General features: G+C 65.1%; 19 protein-coding genes. 13 read left to right on the top strand and 6 right to left on the bottom strand.

What is annotated here, in order from left to right; translation table 11 throughout:
- Positions 1-2: 2 nt before the first annotated feature.
- Both uvrY and ABFA30_RS13175 read right to left on the bottom strand, forming a co-directional pair.
- The gene (gene uvrY, locus ABFA30_RS13180) at positions 3-641 is read right to left on the bottom strand and encodes a UvrY/SirA/GacA family response regulator transcription factor (RefSeq protein ID WP_054892718.1); all 639 of its coding nucleotides are present in this window, start codon (positions 639-641) and stop codon (positions 3-5) included.
- Between the two features lie 136 nt (positions 642-777).
- Positions 778-1,161 carry a helix-turn-helix domain-containing protein gene (locus ABFA30_RS13175; RefSeq protein ID WP_225788422.1) on the bottom strand — a complete coding sequence of 128 codons (384 nt, stop codon included), beginning with the start codon at positions 1,159-1,161 and terminating at the stop codon, positions 778-780.
- Positions 1,162-1,768: 607 nt separating this feature from the next.
- Here ABFA30_RS13175 and ABFA30_RS13170 point away from each other — a divergent pair.
- The 11 genes from ABFA30_RS13170 (at position 1,769) to ABFA30_RS13120 (ending at position 16,033) form a co-directional block, all read left to right on the top strand.
- A complete protein-coding gene (locus ABFA30_RS13170) occupies positions 1,769-3,076 on the top strand; it encodes a nucleotide sugar dehydrogenase (protein WP_253102373.1) in 1,308 nt (435 codons plus the stop codon).
- A 92-nt stretch (positions 3,077-3,168) separates the two neighbouring features.
- On the top strand, positions 3,169-4,701 hold the full coding sequence (locus ABFA30_RS13165; protein ID WP_225788424.1) for a glycosyltransferase: 1,533 nt from the start codon (positions 3,169-3,171) through the stop codon (positions 4,699-4,701).
- 16 nt (positions 4,702-4,717) lie between these two features.
- On the top strand, positions 4,718-5,881 hold the full coding sequence (locus ABFA30_RS13160) for a PilZ domain-containing protein (RefSeq protein ID WP_253102371.1): 1,164 nt from the start codon (positions 4,718-4,720) through the stop codon (positions 5,879-5,881).
- Positions 5,882-5,903: 22 nt separating this feature from the next.
- Complete coding sequence (locus tag ABFA30_RS13155; protein WP_368815304.1) at positions 5,904-7,355, top strand: tetratricopeptide repeat protein; 1,452 nt, start codon at positions 5,904-5,906, stop codon at positions 7,353-7,355.
- Complete coding sequence (locus ABFA30_RS13150; protein WP_410045531.1) at positions 7,352-8,806, top strand: alginate export family protein; 1,455 nt, start codon at positions 7,352-7,354, stop codon at positions 8,804-8,806. Before ABFA30_RS13155 ends, ABFA30_RS13150 begins: the two co-directional genes overlap by 4 nt.
- A 15-nt stretch (positions 8,807-8,821) precedes the next feature.
- On the top strand, positions 8,822-10,249 hold the full coding sequence (locus tag ABFA30_RS13145; RefSeq protein ID WP_253080461.1) for an MBOAT family O-acyltransferase: 1,428 nt from the start codon (positions 8,822-8,824) through the stop codon (positions 10,247-10,249).
- 9 nt (positions 10,250-10,258) lie between these two features.
- Positions 10,259-11,353 carry an alginate O-acetyltransferase gene (locus ABFA30_RS13140; RefSeq protein ID WP_253167938.1) on the top strand — a complete coding sequence of 365 codons (1,095 nt, stop codon included), beginning with the start codon at positions 10,259-10,261 and terminating at the stop codon, positions 11,351-11,353.
- A gap of 18 nt (positions 11,354-11,371) precedes the next feature.
- Complete coding sequence (locus ABFA30_RS13135; protein ID WP_225788430.1) at positions 11,372-12,010, top strand: alginate O-acetyltransferase AlgF; 639 nt, start codon at positions 11,372-11,374, stop codon at positions 12,008-12,010.
- 26 nt (positions 12,011-12,036) lie between these two features.
- Positions 12,037-13,461, top strand: a complete 1,425-nt coding sequence (locus ABFA30_RS13130) for an alginate O-acetyltransferase AlgX-related protein (protein WP_253167939.1) — start codon at positions 12,037-12,039, stop codon at positions 13,459-13,461.
- Positions 13,452-14,564 (top strand): polysaccharide lyase, encoded by a 1,113-nt coding sequence (locus ABFA30_RS13125; RefSeq protein ID WP_410045530.1) that lies wholly within the window; start codon positions 13,452-13,454, stop codon positions 14,562-14,564. Before ABFA30_RS13130 ends, ABFA30_RS13125 begins: the two co-directional genes overlap by 10 nt.
- 14 nt (positions 14,565-14,578) lie before the next feature.
- Entirely contained in the window at positions 14,579-16,033 is a 1,455-nt protein-coding gene (locus ABFA30_RS13120; protein WP_253080458.1) for a right-handed parallel beta-helix repeat-containing protein, read from the top strand.
- 114 nt (positions 16,034-16,147) lie between these two features.
- Here the strand turns inward: ABFA30_RS13120 and ABFA30_RS13115 are convergent, their stop codons facing one another.
- From ABFA30_RS13115 to ABFA30_RS13100, 4 genes are all read right to left on the bottom strand, one after another.
- Positions 16,148-16,579, bottom strand: coding sequence for a GNAT family N-acetyltransferase (locus tag ABFA30_RS13115; RefSeq protein WP_225788434.1), 432 nt, complete (start codon positions 16,577-16,579; stop codon positions 16,148-16,150).
- A gap of 48 nt (positions 16,580-16,627) precedes the next feature.
- Entirely contained in the window at positions 16,628-17,014 is a 387-nt protein-coding gene (locus ABFA30_RS13110) for a DUF488 domain-containing protein (RefSeq protein ID WP_225788435.1), read from the bottom strand.
- A gap of 126 nt (positions 17,015-17,140) precedes the next feature.
- Positions 17,141-17,638, bottom strand: a complete 498-nt coding sequence (locus ABFA30_RS13105; protein WP_225788436.1) for a PaaI family thioesterase — start codon at positions 17,636-17,638, stop codon at positions 17,141-17,143.
- 113 nt (positions 17,639-17,751) lie between these two features.
- On the bottom strand, positions 17,752-19,137 hold the full coding sequence (locus ABFA30_RS13100; protein ID WP_253080457.1) for an amino acid permease: 1,386 nt from the start codon (positions 19,135-19,137) through the stop codon (positions 17,752-17,754).
- 320 nt (positions 19,138-19,457) lie between these two features.
- On the opposite strand from ABFA30_RS13100, the gene gcvA reads away from it, so the two are divergent.
- Together gcvA and ABFA30_RS13090 are read left to right on the top strand one after the other, a co-directional pair.
- Positions 19,458-20,354: a transcriptional regulator GcvA gene (gene gcvA / locus ABFA30_RS13095; protein ID WP_225788438.1), complete on the top strand. Its 897-nt coding sequence runs from the start codon at positions 19,458-19,460 to the stop codon at positions 20,352-20,354.
- Positions 20,355-20,482: 128 nt separating this feature from the next.
- A complete protein-coding gene (locus tag ABFA30_RS13090; protein ID WP_410045529.1) occupies positions 20,483-21,733 on the top strand; it encodes an aspartate aminotransferase family protein in 1,251 nt (416 codons plus the stop codon).
- Positions 21,734-21,738: the final 5 nt, after the last annotated feature.

Below are 21,738 nucleotides of genomic sequence, written 5' to 3'. Positions count from 1 at the left end.
AGCTATAGACTTGCGTCGACCATACCGTGGCGAACGGCCAGCAAGGTCAGTTCGACGTCGCTGGTGACCGAGAGTTTTTCGAAGATCCGATAACGGTAAGTATTGACGGTCTTGGGCGACAGACACAACTTGTCGGAGATGATCTGCACCTTCTGGCAGCCGACGATCATCAAGGCGATCTGGATCTCCCGCTCCGACAGCGCATCGAACGGCGACCCCTGGGGCTGGAACGACTTGAGCGCCAGTTGCTGGGCGATCTGCGGGCTGATATAGCGCTGCCCGGCGAAGGCCAGGCGGATGGCCTGGACCATTTCGTCGAGGCCCGCGCCCTTGGTCAGGTAGCCGGCAGCGCCGGCCTGCAGCAGGCGGGTGGGAAACGGGTCTTCCTCGCAGACGGTAACCGCCACCACCTTGGTGTCTGGATGGCTGCGCAACAGCTTGCGTGTCGCCTCCAGGCCGCCGATCCCTGGCATCTTCACGTCCATCAGCACCACGTCCGGCTTCAACTCGCGAGCCAGCTTGAGCGCCGCCTCGCCGGAATCCGCCTCACCCACCACCTGCAAGCCATCGATATCGGCCAGCATGCGCGTAATGCCGGTACGCACCAGATCGTGATCGTCGACCACCAGGACCCTAATCAAGCAGACACCTCGTCAGTGGGGCGATTGGATCCCGCCACCTTAACAAAATTTTTCATCACGGACCTAGTGGCCCGTACGGTTAATCGTGTCCCCGGTATGGACGCAGAGGCCAAGCTGCACGCGCTCGTACAGGCCACTAGCGCAACGCGTCATTGAACAGCCTGCGCCGGTCGAGCTTGCGTACCCTCGGGTCCGGGTCGGCCTCTCCCGCTAGGCGGCTCAGCAGATGCCAGACAGCTTCCTGGTCGTCCCGGGGCAGTCGGCGAAAGGCACCGAGCAGACGGTCTTCCTCCGTGCTCAGGCTCTCCAGCGGTGCGGGGGTATGCACGCCACTGAGCACATAGAGCGCATCCACACCCTTGGCGGCCACCGCCGCGAGGTAATCGACCCGTGGCGTGCGCTCGCCGCTTTCGTACTTGCCCTGAGCATTGGGTTCGACACCACCGATCACACCGAACCCCCGCTGGGTCAGCCCCAACCGCTCGCGTTCTTCCCTCAAACGCGGACCGAATCCTTTCATCTGAATCACTTCCCCTTTCCCTTACATGCCTATGGATGCATGAGGCATCCGAGTGAATAGCCGCAAATCCAGTTGGCACTATGAGCATTGGATCCAATGTTTGCAAGCCATCATTGCCAGTGCAATCGCGCAAGGCGCCCCCAATACCGCATGGCCCCATGAAAACGTGAAAACCCGCGCCCAACAGGTGCATCAAGGTCTCTCGAAACTAACTAAACGCAGTCACGAAAGTTAACGGGAACACATGAATATGAAAAACCACGGGGTTGGACAGCCCCGGAAACGCCCTGAAAATCGTCAGATTGACGCCATTTTATCGACATGCGCGCCGATATCATTTTTTTGACGACAAACTAATAACAAACTTTAACATATTGATTTTTAACAGTTTTTAAACTTTAACAAGACTAAATTAGAGTATTTCAGAGCACGCAGATAGCAACGCTTGCGGCACTAACAAAAACAACATTAGGATATAAAAAGACCACCAAGAAATAGCCCAAACGCCACGTACAAGTGCGGCTTACTTCTGCGCGTCTGCCCATTCGACAACTTCTTGAACTGTGTATCTCGGCCGGCCTTGCACCGTGCCTGGGAAGAGGGATCTATGAACATCAGTATCTTTGGACTTGGTTATGTGGGCGCGGTGTGCGCCGGTTGCCTGTCGGCCCGTGGGCACCATGTGCTGGGTGTGGACATCTCCCAGGCGAAGATCGACCTGATCAACCAGGGCAAGTCCCCCATCGTCGAGCCCGGCCTGGAGCAGTTGCTGCTCGATGGCGTGCGCCAGGGCCGCCTGCGCGGTACCACCGACGTCCAGGCCGCGATCCTGACCACCGACCTGTCGTTGCTGTGCGTCGGCACCCCGAGCAAGAAGAACGGCGACCTGGACCTGGTGTACATGGAAGCGGTGTGTCGCGAGATCGGCACCGCGCTGCGCGACAAAGACAGCCGCCACACCGTCGTGGTCCGCAGCACCGTGCTGCCGGGCACGGTGAAGAACGTGGTGATCCCGATCCTCGAACAACACTCGGGCAAGCTGGCCGGTATCGATTTCGGCGTGGCGGTCAACCCGGAGTTCCTGCGCGAAAGCACGGCCATCCAGGATTACGACTTCCCGGCGATGACCGTGATCGGCGAGCTGGACAGCCACTCGGGCGACTTGCTCGAGTCGCTCTATCAGGGCCTCGACGCACCGGTGATCCGCAAGTCGGTCGAAGTCGCCGAGATGATCAAGTACACCTGCAACGTCTGGCATGCCACCAAGGTCAGCTTCGCCAACGAGATCGGCAACATCGCCAAGGCCTCGGGCGTCGATGGCCGCGAAGTGATGGACGTGGTCTGCCAGGACCACAAGCTCAACCTGTCGCGCTACTACCTGCGCCCGGGCTTCGCCTTCGGCGGCTCGTGCCTGCCCAAGGACGTGCGCGCCCTCACCTACCGTGCCAGCCAGCTGGACGTCGAGCACCCGTTGCTGGCCTCGATCATGGCCAGCAATCGCAGCCAGGTGGAGCATGCCTTCGACATGATCGAGCGCCAGGACAAGCGCAAGGTCGCCCTGCTGGGCCTGGCCTTCAAGGCCGGCAGCGACGACTTGCGCGAAAGCCCGCTGGTCACCCTGGCCGAGAAGCTCATCGGCAAGGGCTACGACCTGCGTATCTATGACGCCAACGTCGAGTACGCCCGTGTCTTCGGCGCCAACCGCGACTACATCGAGTCGAAGATCCCGCATGTCTCCTCGCTGCTGCACAGCGACCTGGAGCGGGTGATCGACGAGGCCGAGGTGATCGTCCTGGGCAACAACGACGAGCGCTTCAGCCGTGCCCTGGAAGCCGGCACCGGCAAGCAGGTCATCGACCTGGTCGGTTTCATGCCCGGTGTCAGCGACACACAGCGCCAGGGTATCTGCTGGTAATCGACGCGCGCATCGCCCCCCTGCCCCGCACGCTACAGGCCCCGGCCTGTCCGGCGCGGGGCTCGGGCACCCGAGACAGGAGCAAAGGCTACATGGAACGACAGCAACAGCGGCCCTTCGAGGCACCAGGCTACCTGCGCGCGGGCGTCAGCTTCTGCGCCTGGGCCTGCCTGGCCGGCCTGATCGCGCTGGCGTCGGAGATGGTCGCGCCGCAGTACCTGGACCCGAACCATCATCTGTTCATTTTCATCATCGGTACCCTGGGGATGTGGCGCTACGGCAATGCCATCGTCCACTACCTGCGCGGCATGTACTTCCTGCACTGGCGGTTCCCACGCCTGCGCCGGCAGGTCGAACGCATGGGCGATGCGGCGCTGCCTTCGCATATGTTCATGGTGGTCACCAGCTTCCGCATCCCGACCCTGACCACCTTCAAGGTCTACCAGTCGGTGTTCCAGGAAGTGCAGCGGCTGAAAGTACCGTGCACGGTGATCGCCTCGATCGTCGAGAAAGGCGACGAGACCTTCATCAAGGACATCATGCGCAACGAGGTCAAAGGCCGCGACGACATCAAGCTGGTGATCGTCCGGGCCCGAGGCACCGGCAAGCGCGACGGCCTGGCCCATGCTTTCCGCGCCCTGTCCCGGCAGATGCCGCTGGACGATGCGGTGGTCGGCGTGGTCGACGGCGACACCATGATGCTGCCTGGCTGCGTCGAGCGCGCGGTCAAGTTGTTCGCCCTGCTGCCAAACGTCGGTGGCCTGACCACCAACGAATTCTGCGAGGTCGAGGGCAGCCGCTGGATGCGCCAGTGGCACTCGATGCGCTTCGTCCAGCGGCACATCAACATGTGCTCCATGGCCCTGTCGCAGCGGGTACTGACCCTGACCGGACGGCTATCGTTCTTCCGCGCCAGCGTGATGACCGACCCTGAGTTCATCCGCGACGTCGAGGCCGACTTCCTCGAGCACTGGCGCCTGGGCCGCTTCCAGTTTCTCACCGGCGACGACAAGTCCAGCTGGCTGTCGCTGATGCGTGCCGGCTGGGACACCTTCTATGTGCCCGACAGCCATACCCTGACCGTCGAGCATCCGCCCAGCGACAGCTTCTGGGTCGCCACTCGCCAGTTGATGTTCCGCTGGTACGGCAACTCGCTGCGGCAGAACTTCCGCGCCACCGCCCTGCTCGGCCGTGCGCGCCTGGGCCTGTTCACCCTGTACGTGCTGCTCGACCAGCGGGTATCGATGTGGACCTGCCTGATGGGCCTGACCGCCTCGGTGGTGGCAGGCCTGGTGTTCGGTATCCAGTACCTGCTGGTGTACCTGTTCTGGGTGCTGCTGTCGCGCAGCCTGGTGACCGTGCTGTTCGTGTTCGCCGGGCACCCGGTCAGCCCGATGTACCCCTTCGTTCTCTATTACAACCAGATCGTCGGTTCGCTGATGAAGGTCTACGCGATGTTCCACATGGACCAGCAGAGCTGGACGCGGCAGAAAACCACCCTGGCCACCGGCAGCGTCGACTTCGACGCCACCCTCAACCGCTGGTCCTCGAAGGCGATGCTGTGCTCCTCCATCGCCATCTTCTTCGGGGTCATCACCGTACTTCTCGAACTCACGCAACGTTAAGGAAAGGCGCCTGCACATGAGTAGCTCGAACACTCCCGTGGCCCCCGGCAAGACCGCGGCCAACATCGTCCACGAGGCGATCGACGAACGCCAGTACGTACGCACCCGAATGAACGCCCGCGTACGCCTGTCCGGCAGCGGCCAGGCGCCCTTCGAGGCCGCCCTGCAGGACATCTCCCTGGGCGGCATGGGCCTGCTCCACGAGGCACCGCTGAAGATCGGCAGCCTGTACGATGCCTCGATCCTGCTACGCCTGAACCAGGTCGACCTGTCGATCGACGGCAAGATCCGCATCGTCTCCCAGCGCGGCAGAGAAGTTGGCGCCCAGTTCGTCGACCTCGACGCACAGAAGCGCGACATCCTGCGCTACCTCATCAACGCCTACATGTCTGGCGAGATCGCCGACATCAATGGCCTGTTCAACGTGATGCAGCGCGAGAACTACATCAAGGAGCGCAAGCAGAAGTACGCCACCGCGCGCACCCCAGGCGACCGCCTCAAGGCCATGGCCGGCACCCTGCTGTACACCGCCGCGGGCGTGGCCGCCCTGGGTTTCGTGGCGTACAAGGGCTACTTGCTGTTCTTCCGCATTCCGGCGGTGCAGGCCCAAGTGGCGACCAACGCCCAGGTCATCAGCATGCCGGACAACGGCTACGTCAAGTACCTGCTGCCCGCCGGGGCCACCGAGGTCCACGCCGGCCAACCGCTGGCCAGCATCTCCACCCAACTGGCCACCAGCTTCACCAGCCCGGCGGACATGCAGGCCCTGGCCGACCTGGCCCCTGGCGACCTGCAGGCCCTGCTCGGCCGTGCCACCATCGAGACGGTGATCAACAGCCCCTGCGACTGCCAGGTCTACTACCCGGCCCAACGCCTGGACGGCTACGGCTACAAGCAAGCACCGCTGATGCACCTGCTGCCCAAGGATCAGGGTCTGTTCGTGCGCGCCAACGTGCCGTTCGACAAACTGGCCGACGTCGACCGTGTGCGCTCGGTGGACATGCAAGTGTTCGGCCTCGACGAACACTACGGCGGCAAGGTGGTCGATGCCCGGGTCGACGAGATCAACCGCAACCTGGCCCTGACCATCCAGCCGGACAGCCCGCTGCCGGCCGCGGCCTACCAGAAGGCGGTGGCGGTCGACCTGTACCTGGGCCTGCCGTTCGGCGGCGCACGCTGAAACGGGCGAGGACCATGACGCCATGACCGTGATGACGCCCTCCCGCCTGCTACTGGCCAGCCTCGCCCTGGCCTGTGCCGGCGCGGCCTGTGCCGGGCAGAGCCTGGAGCAGATCCGCTATGCGCTGTACAAGAACCCCAGCGCCGACGTCACCACCGACCTGCGTGCGCTGGCGGCCCGGGGCGACCTGGCCAGCACGCTGTTGCTGGGCGATGTGCTGGCAGGGCGCGACGGCGCCAGCCGCCAGGAGGTGGTCGCGCTGTACCACGCGGCCTTCGCCGACGGCCGCGGCCTGGTCCCGGCGCTGGCTTCGCTGGCACGCCTGATCGACCGCACGCCGAGCCTGCGCGAGGCGCAGCGCCCGTGGATGGAACAGGCGTTGACGCGGTACCCCAGCCGCCTCGACCCACGCAACGCCAGCACCACCCTGGAAGTGTTCCTGACCTATCCGGAGCTGGTCGATGTGGAGCAGGCCTCGCAGCTGCTGGGCCTGTACGAACAGTCCTGCCTGCTCAACTGCCGCCCGCAGCTGTACCGCGCCGTGCTGGCCGAGCGCCAGGGCGATCGCCCCGGTGCCGAGCGCTGGTACCGCGAAGCCGTGCGGGTCGATGCGCGTGCCGTCGATCGCTACTACCGGTTCCTGGGCGATGACCAAGACCGGGCCTTCCCGGCCTTCGCCACGGCCCTGGAGGCGGAGCGCGCGCAACTGCCGGTGGAGATCGTGCACCGCATCGCCTCGCTGCTCGACAGCATTGCCAGCGTGCAACGTGCCGAGCAGGAAGCCGACCGCTACGCCCGCCAGGCCAACCCGCCAGCGGCCGGGCAGCCTGCGCCAACGCCCAGGCAACTGGCCCTGGAGCAGGCCCAGGCCGATGCCCTGGCCCAAGCCACCGCCCAGGTCCAGCGCTGGCGCGACGCCGCCGTGGCCCGTGGCTTCGTGCCGGCCATGGTGTCCAAGGCCAACTACATGATCTCCAACCCGACCGAGCACAACGCCGAGCAAACCCAGGCGTTGATCGACCAGGTCCGCCAGCGCGAACCGACCCGGGCCAAGGCCCTGCAGGCGTCGTTCTACATGGTCAACAACTGGCTGACCCTCGACCCGGACAAAGCCCGCGCGCTGATCGACGAACTGCAAGAGAGCGGCTATCCCGACGCCGGCCTGCTGCTGGCCGAGTACTACAGCAAGGGCGTGGCGGACCAGCCCGACCAGGACAAGGCCCTGGCCCTGTTCCGCGAAGAAGCCGCCAAGGGCTCCACCGCCGCCTGGTACCGCATGGCCACCCTGCACGCCTACGGCCGTGCCATCTGCCATGACCCGGTCAAGGCCTACACCTATGCCCAAATCGCCCTGAACCTGGGCGAACGTGGCGCCCGCAGCCTGATCAAGCGCCTGGAAAAGACCCTGCCCAAGGATGACATCGAGCGTGCCCTGGCCGCACGCAACGATCTGTTGAAGGAGGCCAACCTGTGAAAGCCCATCACCCCTTGTTCGGCGCCCTGCTCGCCCTGGCCCCGCTGCCCGCGGCGCTGGCGGCCGAGGAGGTCACCGGCCCCGAGGCCGACAGCACCGAACCGGTGCGCGTGGCCCCCGCCGACGGCAGCGAACCGGTAATCACCTCGGAGTTCTTCAACAAGCTCACCGTGCAGACCGGCTACGGGCCGGAGGACTCCCAGGTCGATCGCAACCGCGAAATGTTCTACAGCCTGCGCTACGAGCCCTCGTTCGCCTGGTACGCGCCGGAGAAACGCTGGGCCAAGTGGATGGTCTACGGTCGCCTGTGGCTGAACTATGACACCAGCCAGTCGAGCAACCTCACCAGCGAGTCGACCAACGACAACGAACGCGAGCAGCCTGAAGGCTGGTATGCCGAGCTGCGCGAGCTGTACGTCAAGCGCAACCTGATCGGCGACGATCCACGCTTCTCCCTGTCCATCGGCCGCCAGCGTTTCTGGGACGACTACGGCATCTGGTGGGACGACAGCCTCGAATCGCTGCGCCTGAACTACCAGGACACCTTCTCCGAGGCCTTCCTCGCCGTCGGCCAGAAGTTCCACAACTACAACACCGACGTGAACAGCCTGGCCGCCAGCGAAGAGCGCACGCTCTACGTGATGGGCGAGTATGCCTACCGTTGGAGCCAGAACAACAAGATCGGTGTGCGCCTGATGCACGAGAACGACCGCAGCGACCACGACATCGACGACCGCTACGACTTCAAGGGCCTGCGCTACGGCCTGTTCTTCAAGGGTGACAACCTCGCCCTGCCGGTGTTCAGCGACTACCACCTGGAGCTGGCCGCACTGGACGGCAAGATGGACAACACCACCCAGAGTGGCGTCACCACCACCGGCCACGACAGCAAGGGCTGGGCCGTGCTCGGCGAGGTCGGCAAGCGCTTCGACGCCTTGCCCTGGACCCCACGCATCGCCCTGCGCGGCGGCCTGACCGACAAGCCCGGTGACGAGAACGACGGCTTTCGCCTCAACCCGATCCAGTCCGACCGCATCACTCGCCAGGGCTCCTACAGCACGCGCCTGACCAGCTCGTTCGTCAGCCTCGACCTGCGCAACCTGAGCTACTACGGCATCGCCCTGGAAACCCGGCCGACACCGCGCAGCGCCCTGGACCTGCGTATCACCCAACTGAACCTGCGTGACGAGGATGGCGTACTGCCGATCCGCATGGCCGCCGACTCCCGCTCCAGGCGCCAGAACCAGCTCGACCGGGGCCTGTACGGCAAGGGTGACAACGTCGGGCAGATGGTCGACCTCAACTACTACTGGAAGATGTTTCCGGTGGCCATCGATGGCAAGCACCTGGACGTCAACACCCTGGTCAGCGCCAGCTACCTCAATGCCGGCAGCGCGCTGAAGACCGGCGATGACTACCAGCTGAGCGTCGGCGTGGTGATCAGCTACTAAGGACGGACCCTGCCAATGATCTTCGCCTCCAACGTCTTCCTGTTCCTCTACCTGCCGCTGTTCCTGGCCGTCTATTTCCTAGCCAGGCCCCAGTGGCGCTCGGTGGTGATCGTTGCCGCCAGCTACATCTTCTATGCCTGGTGGCGCCCGGACTTCCTGCTGCTGTTCGTGGCGATCACCTACTGGAACTACTGGTTCGGCCTGCGCATCAAGGCGCGCCTGGACGCCGGCGACAAGCGCTGGGCCCTGCGCCTGCTGTGGCTCGGGGTGATCGGCAACCTGTCGACCCTGGGCTACTTCAAGTACGCCAACTTTGGCGCCGAAGTACTGGCGATGCTGCTGGCGCCGCTGGGCATCAATACCTGGACCCTGGAGAACATCTTCCTGCCCCTGGGCATCTCCTTCTACGTGTTCCATGCCCTGAGCTACATCGTCGACATCTACCGCAAGGACGCCACACCCACGCGCAACTTCATCGACTTCGCCGCCTTCGTTGCGCTGTTCCCGCACCTGGTGGCCGGGCCGATCCTGCGCTACAGCCAACTGGCGCCGCAGTTGCGCGAGCGCACCCATTCGCTGGAGCTGTTCTCCCTGGGCGTGTGCCGCTTCATGCTCGGTTTCATCATGAAGGTGCTGATCGCCGACCGCCTGGCGCCGATCAACGTCTTGTTCGTCAGCGAGGGCACCCTGCAGTTCAGCGACGCCTGGTTCGGCCTGGCGGTGTCGACCCTGCAGCTGTACTTCGACTTCGCCGGCTACAGCCACATGGCCCTGGGACTGGCGCTGATGATGGGCTTTCGCTTCCCGGAAAACTTCAACCAGCCCTATGTGTCGCAGAGCATCACCGAGTTCTGGGCACGCTGGCACATGACCCTGGCGCATTTCCTGCGCGACTACGTGTACATGCCGCTGGTGCGCAAGCGCGTCGCCGGGGCCCTGCCGGCACTGGTCTGGACCATGCTGCTGTCGGGCCTGTGGCACGGGGCGAGCTTCGCCTTCATCTGCTGGGGCCTGTTCTTCGGTATCGGCATGGTCATCGAGCGCAAGTTCAACCTCGCCACCAAGGTCACCACGCCCTACCACCTGGGCCGCAACCTGCGCACCGGGGTGCTGATCGTGCTGAGCATGCCGCTGTTCTTCACCATGGACCTGCGCCACAGCCTGGACATCTACCAGGCGCTGCTCGGCTTCAACGGCTTCGGCTCGCTGGAGCTGTACGTGCTCGGCGCCTCGAAGATGGCCATGGCCTTCGCCCTGGTGGCGCTGGCCTGGCTGGTCCTGGCCGGGATCAACAACGTGCGCTTCTACGCCGGCAACAAGGAAGGCTATTTCATGCGCCATGTCGGCGTGCTGCACAGCGTGCTGCTGTGGGGGGGCTTTTTGCTGGCGCTGAGCAGCCTGGCGGCCAATTCCTTCTCGCCCTTCCTGTATTTCCAGTTCTAGGAGACGGCCATGTATCCGGTGATGAATTCGGCCAGCAAGGCCAACGGCATTCTCTTCGCCCTGGTGCTGGCGGCGATGTTCGTGTACTCGCTGCCACCGGTGTTCAGCTTCGCCCGAACCCAGGGCGACGCCTGGAACCTGTTCGTCGACGGCAAGCTGCTGCGCAAGTTCGAGCAGGTCTACGACAAGCGCTTCTTCCTGCGCGACCCGTCGGTGCAACTGTGGGCCGACGCCCAGTTCCACCTGTTCGGCGAAGGCACCAAGGGCGTGGTACTGGGCAAGGACGGCTGGCTCTACACCAACCAGGAATACCGCGTGCCCAATGACCTGGAGGCCAACGTGGCGACCCAGCTCGAGCAGATCGCCAAGGTCGAGAAACAGTTGGCCGAGCATGGCAAGCACCTGGTGCTGCTGCCACTGCCGATGAAGCTCGACATCTATGCCGAGCACGCCGAGCACGCCTTCGACCCACGGGTGACGAGCCTGTACGACCGCTTCGTCGGTGAGCTGCAGGCACGCCAGCTGGACGTGGTACCGCTGCGCGGCGCCTTCCTCGGCAACCTGGCAGGGCCAGGCTTGTTCCTCAAGTCCGACACCCATTGGAGCCCGCAAGGCGCACGCCTGTCGGCCTATGAACTGGCCCGCCAGCGTCCGCAACTGCTCGGTGACCAGCTCTATCGCTCGCACAAGGCCGGCGAGAAGAACGTCAAGGGCGACCTGATGAACTACCTGCAGTTCGACCACGCTCGCCTCGCGCCACAATTCGGTCCGAGCCGCATCGATCTCTACGAAACCCTCAAGGCCGACCAGGACGCCGACGACCTGTTCGCCGAGCAAGACCAGAGCCTGCTGCTGGTCGGTACCAGCTACAGCAAGATCGACGACTGGAACTTCGTCGGTTTTCTCAAGGAAGCCCTCAACCGCGACTTGCTGAGCATCGCCGTGGAAGCCCGCGGGCCGTTCGAGGCGATGAACCAGTTCCTGGCCAGCGATCAGTTGGCCAACCCGCAGATCGACACCGTGGTCTGGGAATTCCCCCTGCGCACCCTGCTGGCCCACCGCCCTGGCTCGCTCAGCCGCAGCGCCCAACCCCAGCATTTCTGACGATTCAAGGAGAGCCCGATGAAACTTACCCACCTGTTCACCGCCATCACCCTGGCAGCCAACGGCCATGCGGCCCTCGCCGCCGAAGGCAATGCCGACTTGTACGATGCCGTGGCACCGGCCGACTCGGCCTTCGTGCGTGTGCTCAACCTGTCCGACAACAGCATCGACGTGAGCCTGAGCGGCAAGATCAACCCACAGAAGGTCGCCCCGGGCCAGCTCAGCGGCTACCGCTTCGTCCCGGCCGGCCCACACAAGATCGCCGTCGGCGCCCAGGCCATCGAGCCACAGCTCAAGGCCAACGCCGCCAGCACCGTGGTCTACGACGGCAAGCAGCTGTCGCTGATCGCCGACAAGTACATCAACGAACCGAAGAAGGCACAGATCGCCTTCTACAACCTGACCCCGGCCAAGGCCGCGCTCAAGACCGTGGACGGCAAGCACGTGGTGGTCGAGCCGCTGGGCAACGGCCAGACCGGCAGCCGCATGGTCAACGAAATCAAGATCGGCTTCGCCGCCTACGTCGCCGACCAGCGGGTCGCCAGCTTCGACGAACTGTTCCTCAAGAAAGGCCGCTCCTACAGCTACGTGCTGCTGCCCCAGGGCACCGGCTATCGCAGCATGGGCCAGGCCAACAGCATCGACCCGACCGAGTGATGCCCCGCTGCAAGGATGACCGGCACATGAACACCCTTCTTTCCCTGGGCCTGGCCACGGGCCTTGCGCTGGGCGCGTTGGCCGCCCAGGCGGCCGAGCCTGCCAAGGCCAGCGGTACCAATGCCGACAAGGACGCCTGTAGCGACCTGCAATGCCTGGTCTGCCCGGCCCTGAGCGACCCGCGCCACTACACCGAGGGGCGCATGAAGCTGATGCGCGAGATCGTCCCCGGCAAGGACCGCTGGCTGTTCCGCTCAGCGGTGGACCTGACCAACGACTTCGGCATCCCGGCGCCCATGCGCCCGGAATTCGCCCGCTTGATGGACACCTTCCATCGCCAGGGCATCCAGGTGGCCATGGCCATCCAGCCGACCCGAGGCCTGATGCACCGTGACAAGTTGTACGGCGATCGGCTGCACGGCTTCGACTACCCCCGCGCCAGCCACAACCTCGCCACCTACCTGGGCCAGTTGCGCCAGGGCGGCGCGGTGGTGGCGCCGATGATGCAACTGGTGCAGCAACCACCCAAGGCCGAGTTCTTCTTCCGCCGCGACCACCATTGGACCCCGGCCGGTGCCGAAGCCACCGCGCGCCTGATGGCCGAGGAGATCCGCCGCCAGCCCTTCTACGCGGGGCTGACCAAAAAGCACTACCGCACCGAACCCGGGGTCATGGTGCCCAAGGACGGCACCCTGAACCTGGCGCTGAGCTATATCTGCGGCAACAACTATGGTTTCCAGTACGTGCGCGGCTACCAGACCATCCCGGTGGCCGACAGCGCCGACGCCCTGTTCGACGAAGCGCCAGACCCGGAGGTGATCCTGGTCGGCGACAGTAACGCCGCTGCCCGCGAGGACGAAAGCAAGCAATTCAACTTCGACGGCTACCTCAAGCAGTACCTGGACGTGGACGTGCTCAACTATGCCCTGCCGGGCGTCGGCGAGGACGGCTCGCTGCTGGAATACCTGCTGTCGGCCGACTACAAGCCCGAGGCACCGCCCAAGCTGATCGTCTGGGAACTGCCGGCCAACTACCGGCTCGACTCGCCGTTGATGTACCGCCAACTGGTGCCCGCCATCCAGGGTGGCTGCAAGGCCTCGAAAGAGGTGCTGGCCTCGAAGCTGCGGCGCCCGGCGCTGAAGGTCGGCGAGCGCATCGAGCTGCTGAGCAATGCCGGCAGTGCGCGCCAGGCGCTGGGAGGGGCAAGAGGGTTTCTCGACATCCGCCTGAGCGACAGGAACGTCAAGGACTTCTACATCATCGTCTACTACGACAACGGCGCCCGCGACAAGGTGTGGTTCCGCCGCGAAGCGGTGGTCAGCGGTGGCCAGTACTACCTGGAGTTGAGCAAGGACCCGGCCTTCGCTGGCGCCAACCTGCTCTCAGTGTTCCTCGAGCCGACCAAGCCCGGCACCGCCGCCACCGACGTGGAAACCCGCCTATGCCTGTGAAGCGCACAAGCCTGGCCCTGGTCATCGCCCTGGCCCTGTCGCCATTGGCGGCACCCGCGGCCCAGTCGCTATGGCCGCCGCGAGCCACGGCGCAGGCGGCGATGGTGGCCGACTACCGTACCCTGGCCTGCAGCAAGGCACCGCCCGCCCCCTATACCGGCAGCCTGCGCCTGGAAAGCAAGTACGACCAGCGCGACGCCAGCAAGTCGACCCTGCGTGCCCGCCCGGATGCCGACAGCGAACGGGTCGGCAAGCAAGTGAAGCAGTTCGTCGGTGGCTTGATCTACGCCGGCAAGCGCTTCGTACGGGCGAAAAAACCCCAGGACGCCAACATGGCCCTGGCCTGCCAGGACCAGTGGCTGGAACGTTGGGCCTCGGCAGGCGCGCTGCTCAGCCCCGACGCCAGCGGCACCGGCATGGCCGCGCGCAAGTGGGCGCTGGCGGCCATGGCCGGCGCGCTGCTGCTGACCCAGTCGGCCAGCGACGGCAAGGTGCGACTGACGACCACGCAGACCGCCTGGATCACCCAGTTGGCCGAGTTGGTGATACGCGAATACGACCCGCGCCGTACCTCACACACCGTGTACTTCAACAACCACGACTACTGGGCCGCCTGGGCAGTGGCCGCCAGCGGCATGCTGGTGGGCCGCGACGACTTCATCCAGTGGGCCGACGGCAACCTGCGCCGTGGCTTGGCCCAGGCCGTGCGCAGCCAGGATGGCAGCTACGCCTACCTGCCGCTGGAAGTGGCACGCGGCAAGCTTGCCGCCAACTACAGCCAGTACGCCCTGGTGCCCCTGGTGCTGTTGGCGGAATCGGCGCGGGCCAACGGTCTGCCTTGGCGCGACGAGGACCAGCGCACCCTCGACCTGCTGGCCAACTTCGCCGCACGCAGCATCCTCGAGCCGCAGGCCTTGCCCGAACTCGAGGGCCGCGCCCAGGCCGACGTCGCCCCCTACAAGCTGGCCTGGCTGATCCCGTTCCTGCAGCGCAACCCGGGCCATCGCCTGGCCCGCGAACTGTACGACAGCGAGGACGGCGAGGTGGACAACTACAGCCAACTCGGTGGCCCGCTCAAGCCGCTCTACCTACAACAGCCCTGATCAAGGACGTAACCATGGCCCTCCTCGCCCGCTTTTCCCTCACCTGCCTGGCTGCCCTGCTGCTGGCCGGCACCGCCCAGGCCGGTAGCCAGGCGTTGCCGGTCAACCAGACGGTGGATGCCCTGACGCCGGAGGAACACCAACGGCAGGTGCTGACCCTGCGCCAGCAAGCGCGCCAGGCGGTGACCTTCGCCCAGGCCGAGCGGCCGCGCCCGGCTGGCCGTGCCAGCGTCAGCCTGCAACCGATGTTCTCGTCCCAGGCCGGCAGTTGGCCCTTCGAGCCGTTCGTCAACAATGGCTTGTTCCGTGCCATCGCGGGCTACCAGGCGCACCACCCGCAGGTGGTGATGCTGCGCGGTGGCAGCATCACCCTGGCGCAGTTGAACGACGCCCTCGCCAACCCGCGCATCCTGCGCCGCTACAAGGACGGCTACCTGCTCAGCTACCCGCTGCTGATCGGTCCCGACGCAGGCCTGGTGCTCGAAGGAACCAGCCTGTACCTCTACAGTTTTTCTGGCACGGCGCTGATCAACCAGGGCTGGCTGGGGCTGAACCAGTCGAGCCTGGAAAGCGTGGCGGGCGACAAGCCAGGCAATACCGACCGTGCCTGGCGACCGTTCGTGGTAGCCTGGGCCGGCAGCCACACCCAGGTGATCGGCTCGACGCTCAGGCGCCTGGGCTACAACGCCAACCTGTCCCGTGGACTGACCACCGCGCTGAGCCCCCAGCAGCCTGCTGGCAGCCGCCTGGCGACCGTGCTGATCCGCGACAGCCGGTTCAGCGAGCTGTCCACCGCCGTGGAGCTGCAACACAGCCAGGCGACCATCAGCACCAGCCAGTTCGAACAGTCCCAGCAATACGCCATCGACGTTCGCGACAGCCAGCTGAGCCTTCGCGGCAACCAGTTGCGCGGCATCGACAACAACAGTGGCGTACGCCTGCGCGGGCAGACCCGCGCCCTGCTGGAAGACAACCTGATCCTCGGCGCCGGCAAGGCCGCCATCGAGATCAGCGAACAACAGGGCGCGGTGCTGCTGGCGAGCAACCGTATCGGCGACAGCCGCGGCAATGGCATCCAGTTGCGCAACCTCGCGCCGACCTCGGCAGCCCCCTTGCTGATCGACGACAACCTGCTGGCCAGCAGCCAAGGCACCGCCGTGGATGCCAGCGACGTCGGCGCCCTGGCGTTGGTGGGCAACCGTATCGGCAATACCCCGGAGTATGCCGTCAGCCTGCGCAACGCCACTCCCCTGCCCGGCCCGCTGCTGCTCAGCGGCAATCGCCTGGGCCAGGTCGGCAAGGCGGTGGTGCGGGTCGAAGGGGTACGCGAGGTGGCGCTGGGTGGCAACAGTTTCGATGGCAAGCCGCTGCTACAGAACCTGTTGATCGGCGACCTGCTGCCGTTGCAGGCCAGGCTCCTGGAGGCCACGGTACGCCAGGGCGGCACCGCGCGGGTGCGCTGGCCGTGAGGGACGATAGAACACCACGTGACTCATTGAGTAGAACGTGACTGCGCAGAGAACGGTTGGCTGACGGGGTTCGGGAGCGGGCTTGCCTGCTTCCACAGGCCTGTCGGCATTCCCTCAGTCGATCGCACGCTGCATGCGCACGAAGCACTCGTCCTCGCCCATCTCGATGAAGCCCCGGCGCCGGTACAACTGCCGTGCCGGGTTGGTCTTGAACACCATCAGGCGCAATAACGGCAACTGCCGCTGCGCTGCCCAGCCGGCCAGTGTCTCCAACACCCAACTGCCGACCCCGCGCCCACGGTGCGTGGGCAGCAGGTGCAATTCGCGGATGAACAGCGCCTGGCGATCCTGGCTGAGGCTGCAGAACCCCAAGAGCTCGTCGCCGTCCATGACCAGCCACTGTTCGCGCCAGGTCCAGGCCTCATCGAAGGCTTCCTCGATCCACAGCAGGTCGAATTCCCGGTAATAAGGCAGCATGGCCCGGCGGGTAAGGTCGCGGGCGAAGCTCAGGTGGGTGTCGCTGGCAGGGCTCAAGCGAAGGGGCATGGCATGTCTCCCTCGGCATGCCACGCGGCGCCAAGGCCGGCAACGGCCCTAAGGGGCATAGCACACCGGCGAACTGCCCGGCCCGCGCCGGTCCAGCTCGTCCTCCAGCCAGTCGGCCAGCACACGGGCATTGTTGTGCTCGGTGTCCTTGCCGGCATACAGCAGGGTCAGGTCGCCCTTGCCCGCCAGGTCCAGCAACGGATACCAATGCTCGGGATGGGCGGCCAGCTCCTGCTGGTAGCGCTGGGTGAACCCGGCGAAATCCACCTCGCCGTGGTGGAACGCCTTGCGCAGTTCGTTGGACGGCGCCACCTCGCGCAGCCACTCCCCGTGCAGGTCGTCCTTGCGCTTGTTGCGTGGCCACAGGCGGTCGACCAATACCCGCTGGCCATCGCTCGCTTCGGCTGGCTCATAGACACGCTTGCAACGAATCATCGTCTTCTCCTGCAGCATCCTGTCCTTACCAGCCTAGGGCGTTCACCGGCCGAAATCACGCCCGGGTAACGAATGGCTCCCCTGCTGCCAGGCTTGCGTGCCCTGGCCCGAGGCCAACGGGGCCATTCAAGCCTGCCCGTGGGCCTTGAGCTTGAGCTTCTCGGTATCGACGCGGACGAACACCGAGTCGGCGCTGACGGTCAGCACATCGCCGGCCCACACCTCGCAGATCACCCGGCTCTTGCGCCCTACTTCGCCTTCCACCCGTGCCTTGAGCAGCAACTCGACGCCCATGGGGGTGGGCTTGAGGTAGGTCAGGCTGAGCGTGCCGGTGACGCAATCGATGCGCGGCAGGCTGCCCGGCTCGCGGCCTTCGGCACGGTAGTGGTAGGCCATGGCGGTCCAGTTGGAATGGCAGTCGACCAGCATGGCCAGCAGGCCGCCATAGACCAGCCCAGGCCAGCCGACGAAGCTGCCGTCGGGAGCGTGACGGCACACCAGGTGGATACCGTCGGCGTCCCAATGGCTCTTGACGTGCAGGCCGCTGGGGTGGGAGCAGCCGCAGCCATAGCAGGTGCCTTCGGGGGCGGCCAGCTCCTGGATGGAAAGGGCGTGTGCGTTCATAAGCTTCCTGTGCTTGTTGGAATGGGAAGAAATGCCGTCGCCGATGGTAGCGCCCTGCCCCGCTGGCGCCAACGGAAAAGCCCTGTGGGCTGCACAGCAGCCCCGCGTCAGGCTCAGACCGCCTGGGTGGCCGCCGCCCCCGTGCGGCGCCGGGTCAGCGAGATCAGCAGGATGAACAAGGTCACCCCGGCGGTCATCAAGGTCTCGTAGCGGTACGCATCGCTGAACAGCATGTAGCCCAGGACCATGACGATGGTGCCGATCACCAACCAGGTGAGCCAGGGAAACAACCACATCTTCAGCGCCAGTTGGGTGCCATCGCGATCGGCGCGGGCACGCATGCGCAGTTGCGACACGGCGATCACCAGGTACACCAGCAAGGCGATGGCACCGGTGGTGGACAGCAAGAAGCCGAAGACCTTGCCGGGGAACACATAGTTGACAAAGCAGCCAGCGAAGCCCGCCAGGGTCGACAGGGCCACGGCGATGGTCGGCACGCCGTTGCCGGAGATACGCCGGATCATGGCCGGCGCTTCACCGCGGGCGCCCAGGGAGTAAAGCATGCGTGAGGCGGTATAGAGCCCGGAGTTCATGCAGCTGGTGACCGCCACCAGCACCACCAGGTCGACCAGCAGCTTGGCCCCCGGCACGTTGAGCACCTCCAGCACCCGCTGGAAGGAACCGACCGCCTTCAGGCCGGGGTCGTTCCAAGCCACCAGCGAGACCACCAGGAAGATCGACGCCAGGTAGAAGATGGCGATGCGGTACACCACCAGGTTGGTGGCGCGGCGGATCTTCTCCTTGGGGTTGGCCGTCTCGTCGGCGGCGATGGTGACGATCTCGGCGCCGAAGAACGAGAAGATGGTGATCAATACGCCGCCCAGGACCGTGCCGAAACCGTTGGGCATGAAGCCGCCGTTGGCCCACAGCTGGCTGACCCCGGACCTCTCGGCCAACGGCCAGACACCGAACACGGCCATGCTGCAGATGCCGATGAAGGCCAGGATGGCGACCACCTTGACCAGGGCGAACCAATACTCGAAGGCCCCGAAGTTCTTCACGCTGATCAGGTTGGTACCCGACAGCACGAGCATGATCAGAAAGGCGAACAGCCAGGACGGCACAGCCGGGAAGTAGGCGTGGAGGATGTCGGCACCGGCGATGGCCTCGACCGGGATGATCAGCACCCAGAACCACCAGTACAACCAGCCGATGGTAAAGCCCGCCCAGGGGCCGATGGCCTCGGCGGCGTAGGTGGAGAACGAGCCGCTGTTGGGGTTGGCGATGGCCATTTCGCCGAGCATGCGCATCACCAGCAGCACCAGCAGGCCGGTCATGGCATAGGAAATGAGGATGGCCGGGCCGGCGGTGGCAATGGCGTTGGAGGAGCCGATGAACAGGCCGGCGCCGATGATGCCGGCGATGGAAATCATGGAAACCTGGCGCGACGTCAGGCCGTGTTGCAGCGAACGCTGTTTCTTGTGTTGTAGCGAAGCCATGGGGAACCCTCGAATGGGTCGGCCGCCGCAAGGGGCGGCTGAAAGGTCGGAGCAGATTCTTGTAGGTTTTTGCTGCTGTTTCTTGTTGTTCTGGGGCTTCACGCTGCCCTGTAGATGCGGGTGTGCCGCGTGCCTACAAGGGAGCGGTATATCTGGAAAGTTCGACGGTCATGTTGTTTTCTCCTGCATCGAACAACGGTTGTCATCATTGATGCAGGTCAGTATTAATCTTTTAGGACGGGGTCAACAAACGACCTTTTCGAAACACATGATTCCATATCGGAATGAACTTCTTCCTTTTTTGCTCGGTAGCGCCCCTCATGTCCAAACGCCTGATGCCCTCGACCACCGCCCTGCAGTGCTTCGAAGCCGCTGCCCGCCACCTGAGCTTCACCCGTGCGGCGCAGGAACTGCACCTGACCCAGAGCGCGGTCAGCAAGCAGGTGGCGCAGCTCGAGGACATGCTTTCGCACCCGTTGTTCCAGCGCATCCGGCGGCGCCTGCACCTGACCCCGGCCGGGGCCCTGTACCTGACCGAGGTGAACAAGATCCTCACCCAGATCGACATCTCCAGCCGCTACATCCTCAGCTACGGCGACGAGACCGAGGTGCTGCGCATCGCCACCCAGCCGACCTTCGGCGCCCGCTGGCTGGTGCCCAGGCTCAAGGGGTTCGGCGAGCGTCATCCGCGCATCCACCTGGATATCCGCAACGAGCTGGAGCCTTTCGACCTGGTGCAGGCCAAGGCCGACATCGCCTTCTTCTTCGGCCAGGGCACCTGGCCCGGGGCGACCTGCATCGAGCTGTTCAGCGAGGAGGTGGTACCGGTGTGCGCGCCACAGCTGCGCCAGCAATACCGCTTCGACAGTGCCGAAGCCCTCACCGAGCATCGCCTGTTGCAGTGCGCCTCGCGGCCGGAGGCCTGGCACGAATGGTTCCTGGGCCTGGGCCTGCACAGCCAGAACAGCTACCACGGGCCCCGCTTCGACACCTTCTACCTGTGCATCCGCGCGGCCATCGCCGGTTGCGGCATCGCCCTGATCCCCCGCTACCTGGTGGCCGAGGAGCTGGCCGAAGGCAAGTTGGTGGTGGCCTGGGACCATCCGGTGCCGAGCAATGGCAAGCACTTCGTCGCCCATGCCGAGCATGCGGCCGAGGTGCCGAAAGTCCGGGCGTTCGTGCAGTGGATCCTGGAGCGGGTGGCCGAGGGGGATTGAGCTGGGGCCAGCGATGAACCTCACCACATCAAGAATCAGTGGAATGACCGTAATCGAATAATTCGTTTGCGCAATACTGTCGCGGCACGCTTCGATAATAAGAAATTTGAACAAAGAGCCGCGTGCACATGAACCCGGAAAGTATCAGTCAGTCTATCGCCATCGTTCATCCCATTACACTTTCCCATGGCCGCAATGCCGAAGTCTGGGATACCGACGGCAAGCGCTACATCGACTTCGTCGGCGGCATCGGCGTACTCAACCTGGGCCATTGCAACCCCGCCGTGGTCGAGGCGATCCAGGCCCAGGCCGCGCGCCTGACCCACTACGCCTTCAACGCCGCCCCCCATGGCCCGTACCAGGAACTGATGGAACGTCTGCGCCAGTTCGTGCCGGTCGGCTACCCACTGGCGGGCATGCTCACCAACAGCGGCGCGGAGGCGGCAGAGAACGCACTGAAGGTGGCCCGTGGCGCCACCGGCAAGCGCGCCATCGTCGCCTTCGACGGCGGCTTCCATGGCCGCACCCTGGCCACCCTGAACCTCAACGGCAAGGTCGCGCCGTACAAGCAGCGGGTCGGCGATTTGCCCGGCCCGGTCTACCACCTGCCCTACCCCAGCGCCGACACCGGGGTGACCTGCGAGCAGGCCCTCAAGGCCATGGAGCGGCTGTTCAGCGTCGAGCTGGCGGTCGAGGACGTGGCCGCCTTCATCTTCGAACCGGTGCAGGGCGAAGGCGGCTTCCTCGCCCTGGACCCGGCCTTCGCCCAGGCACTGCGGCGCTTCTGCGACACGCATGGGATCCTGGTCATCATCGACGAGATCCAATCCGGCTTCGGCCGCACCGGCCAGCGCTTCGCCTTCCCCCGCCTGGGGATCGAGCCAGACCTGCTGTTGCTGGCCAAGAGCATCGCCGGCGGCATGCCGCTGGGCGCGGTGGTCGGTCGCAAGCACCTGATGGACGCACTGCCCAAGGGCGGCCTGGGCGGTACCTATTCGGGCAACCCGATCGCCTGCGCGGCGGCGCTGGCCAGCCTGGCGCAGATGAGCGACGCGAACATCGCCACCTGGGGCGAACGCCAGGAGCAGGCGATCGTCGCGCACTACGCACGCTGGAAGGCGTGCGGATCGATGGCCGCGCTGGGTCGCCTGACCGGCACCGGGGCCATGCGCGGCATCGAGCTGGTCAATGCCGATGGCAGCCCGGCTCCGGCACTGCTGGCCAAGGTACTGGAAGCGGCACGCGGCAAGGGCCTGCTGCTGATGCCCAGCGGCAAGGCGCGGCACATCATCCGCCTGCTGGCGCCGCTGACCATCGAGCCCGAGGTGCTCGAGGAAGGCCTGGATATCCTCGGGCAGTGCCTGGCGGAGTTGGGCTGAAGCCG

The sequence above is a fragment of the Pseudomonas sp. HLMP genome (genome assembly GCF_046365545.1).
Classification (GTDB): domain Bacteria; phylum Pseudomonadota; class Gammaproteobacteria; order Pseudomonadales; family Pseudomonadaceae; genus Aquipseudomonas; species Aquipseudomonas guariconensis_B.
This window is presented reverse-complemented; position numbering and strand designations above follow the sequence as displayed.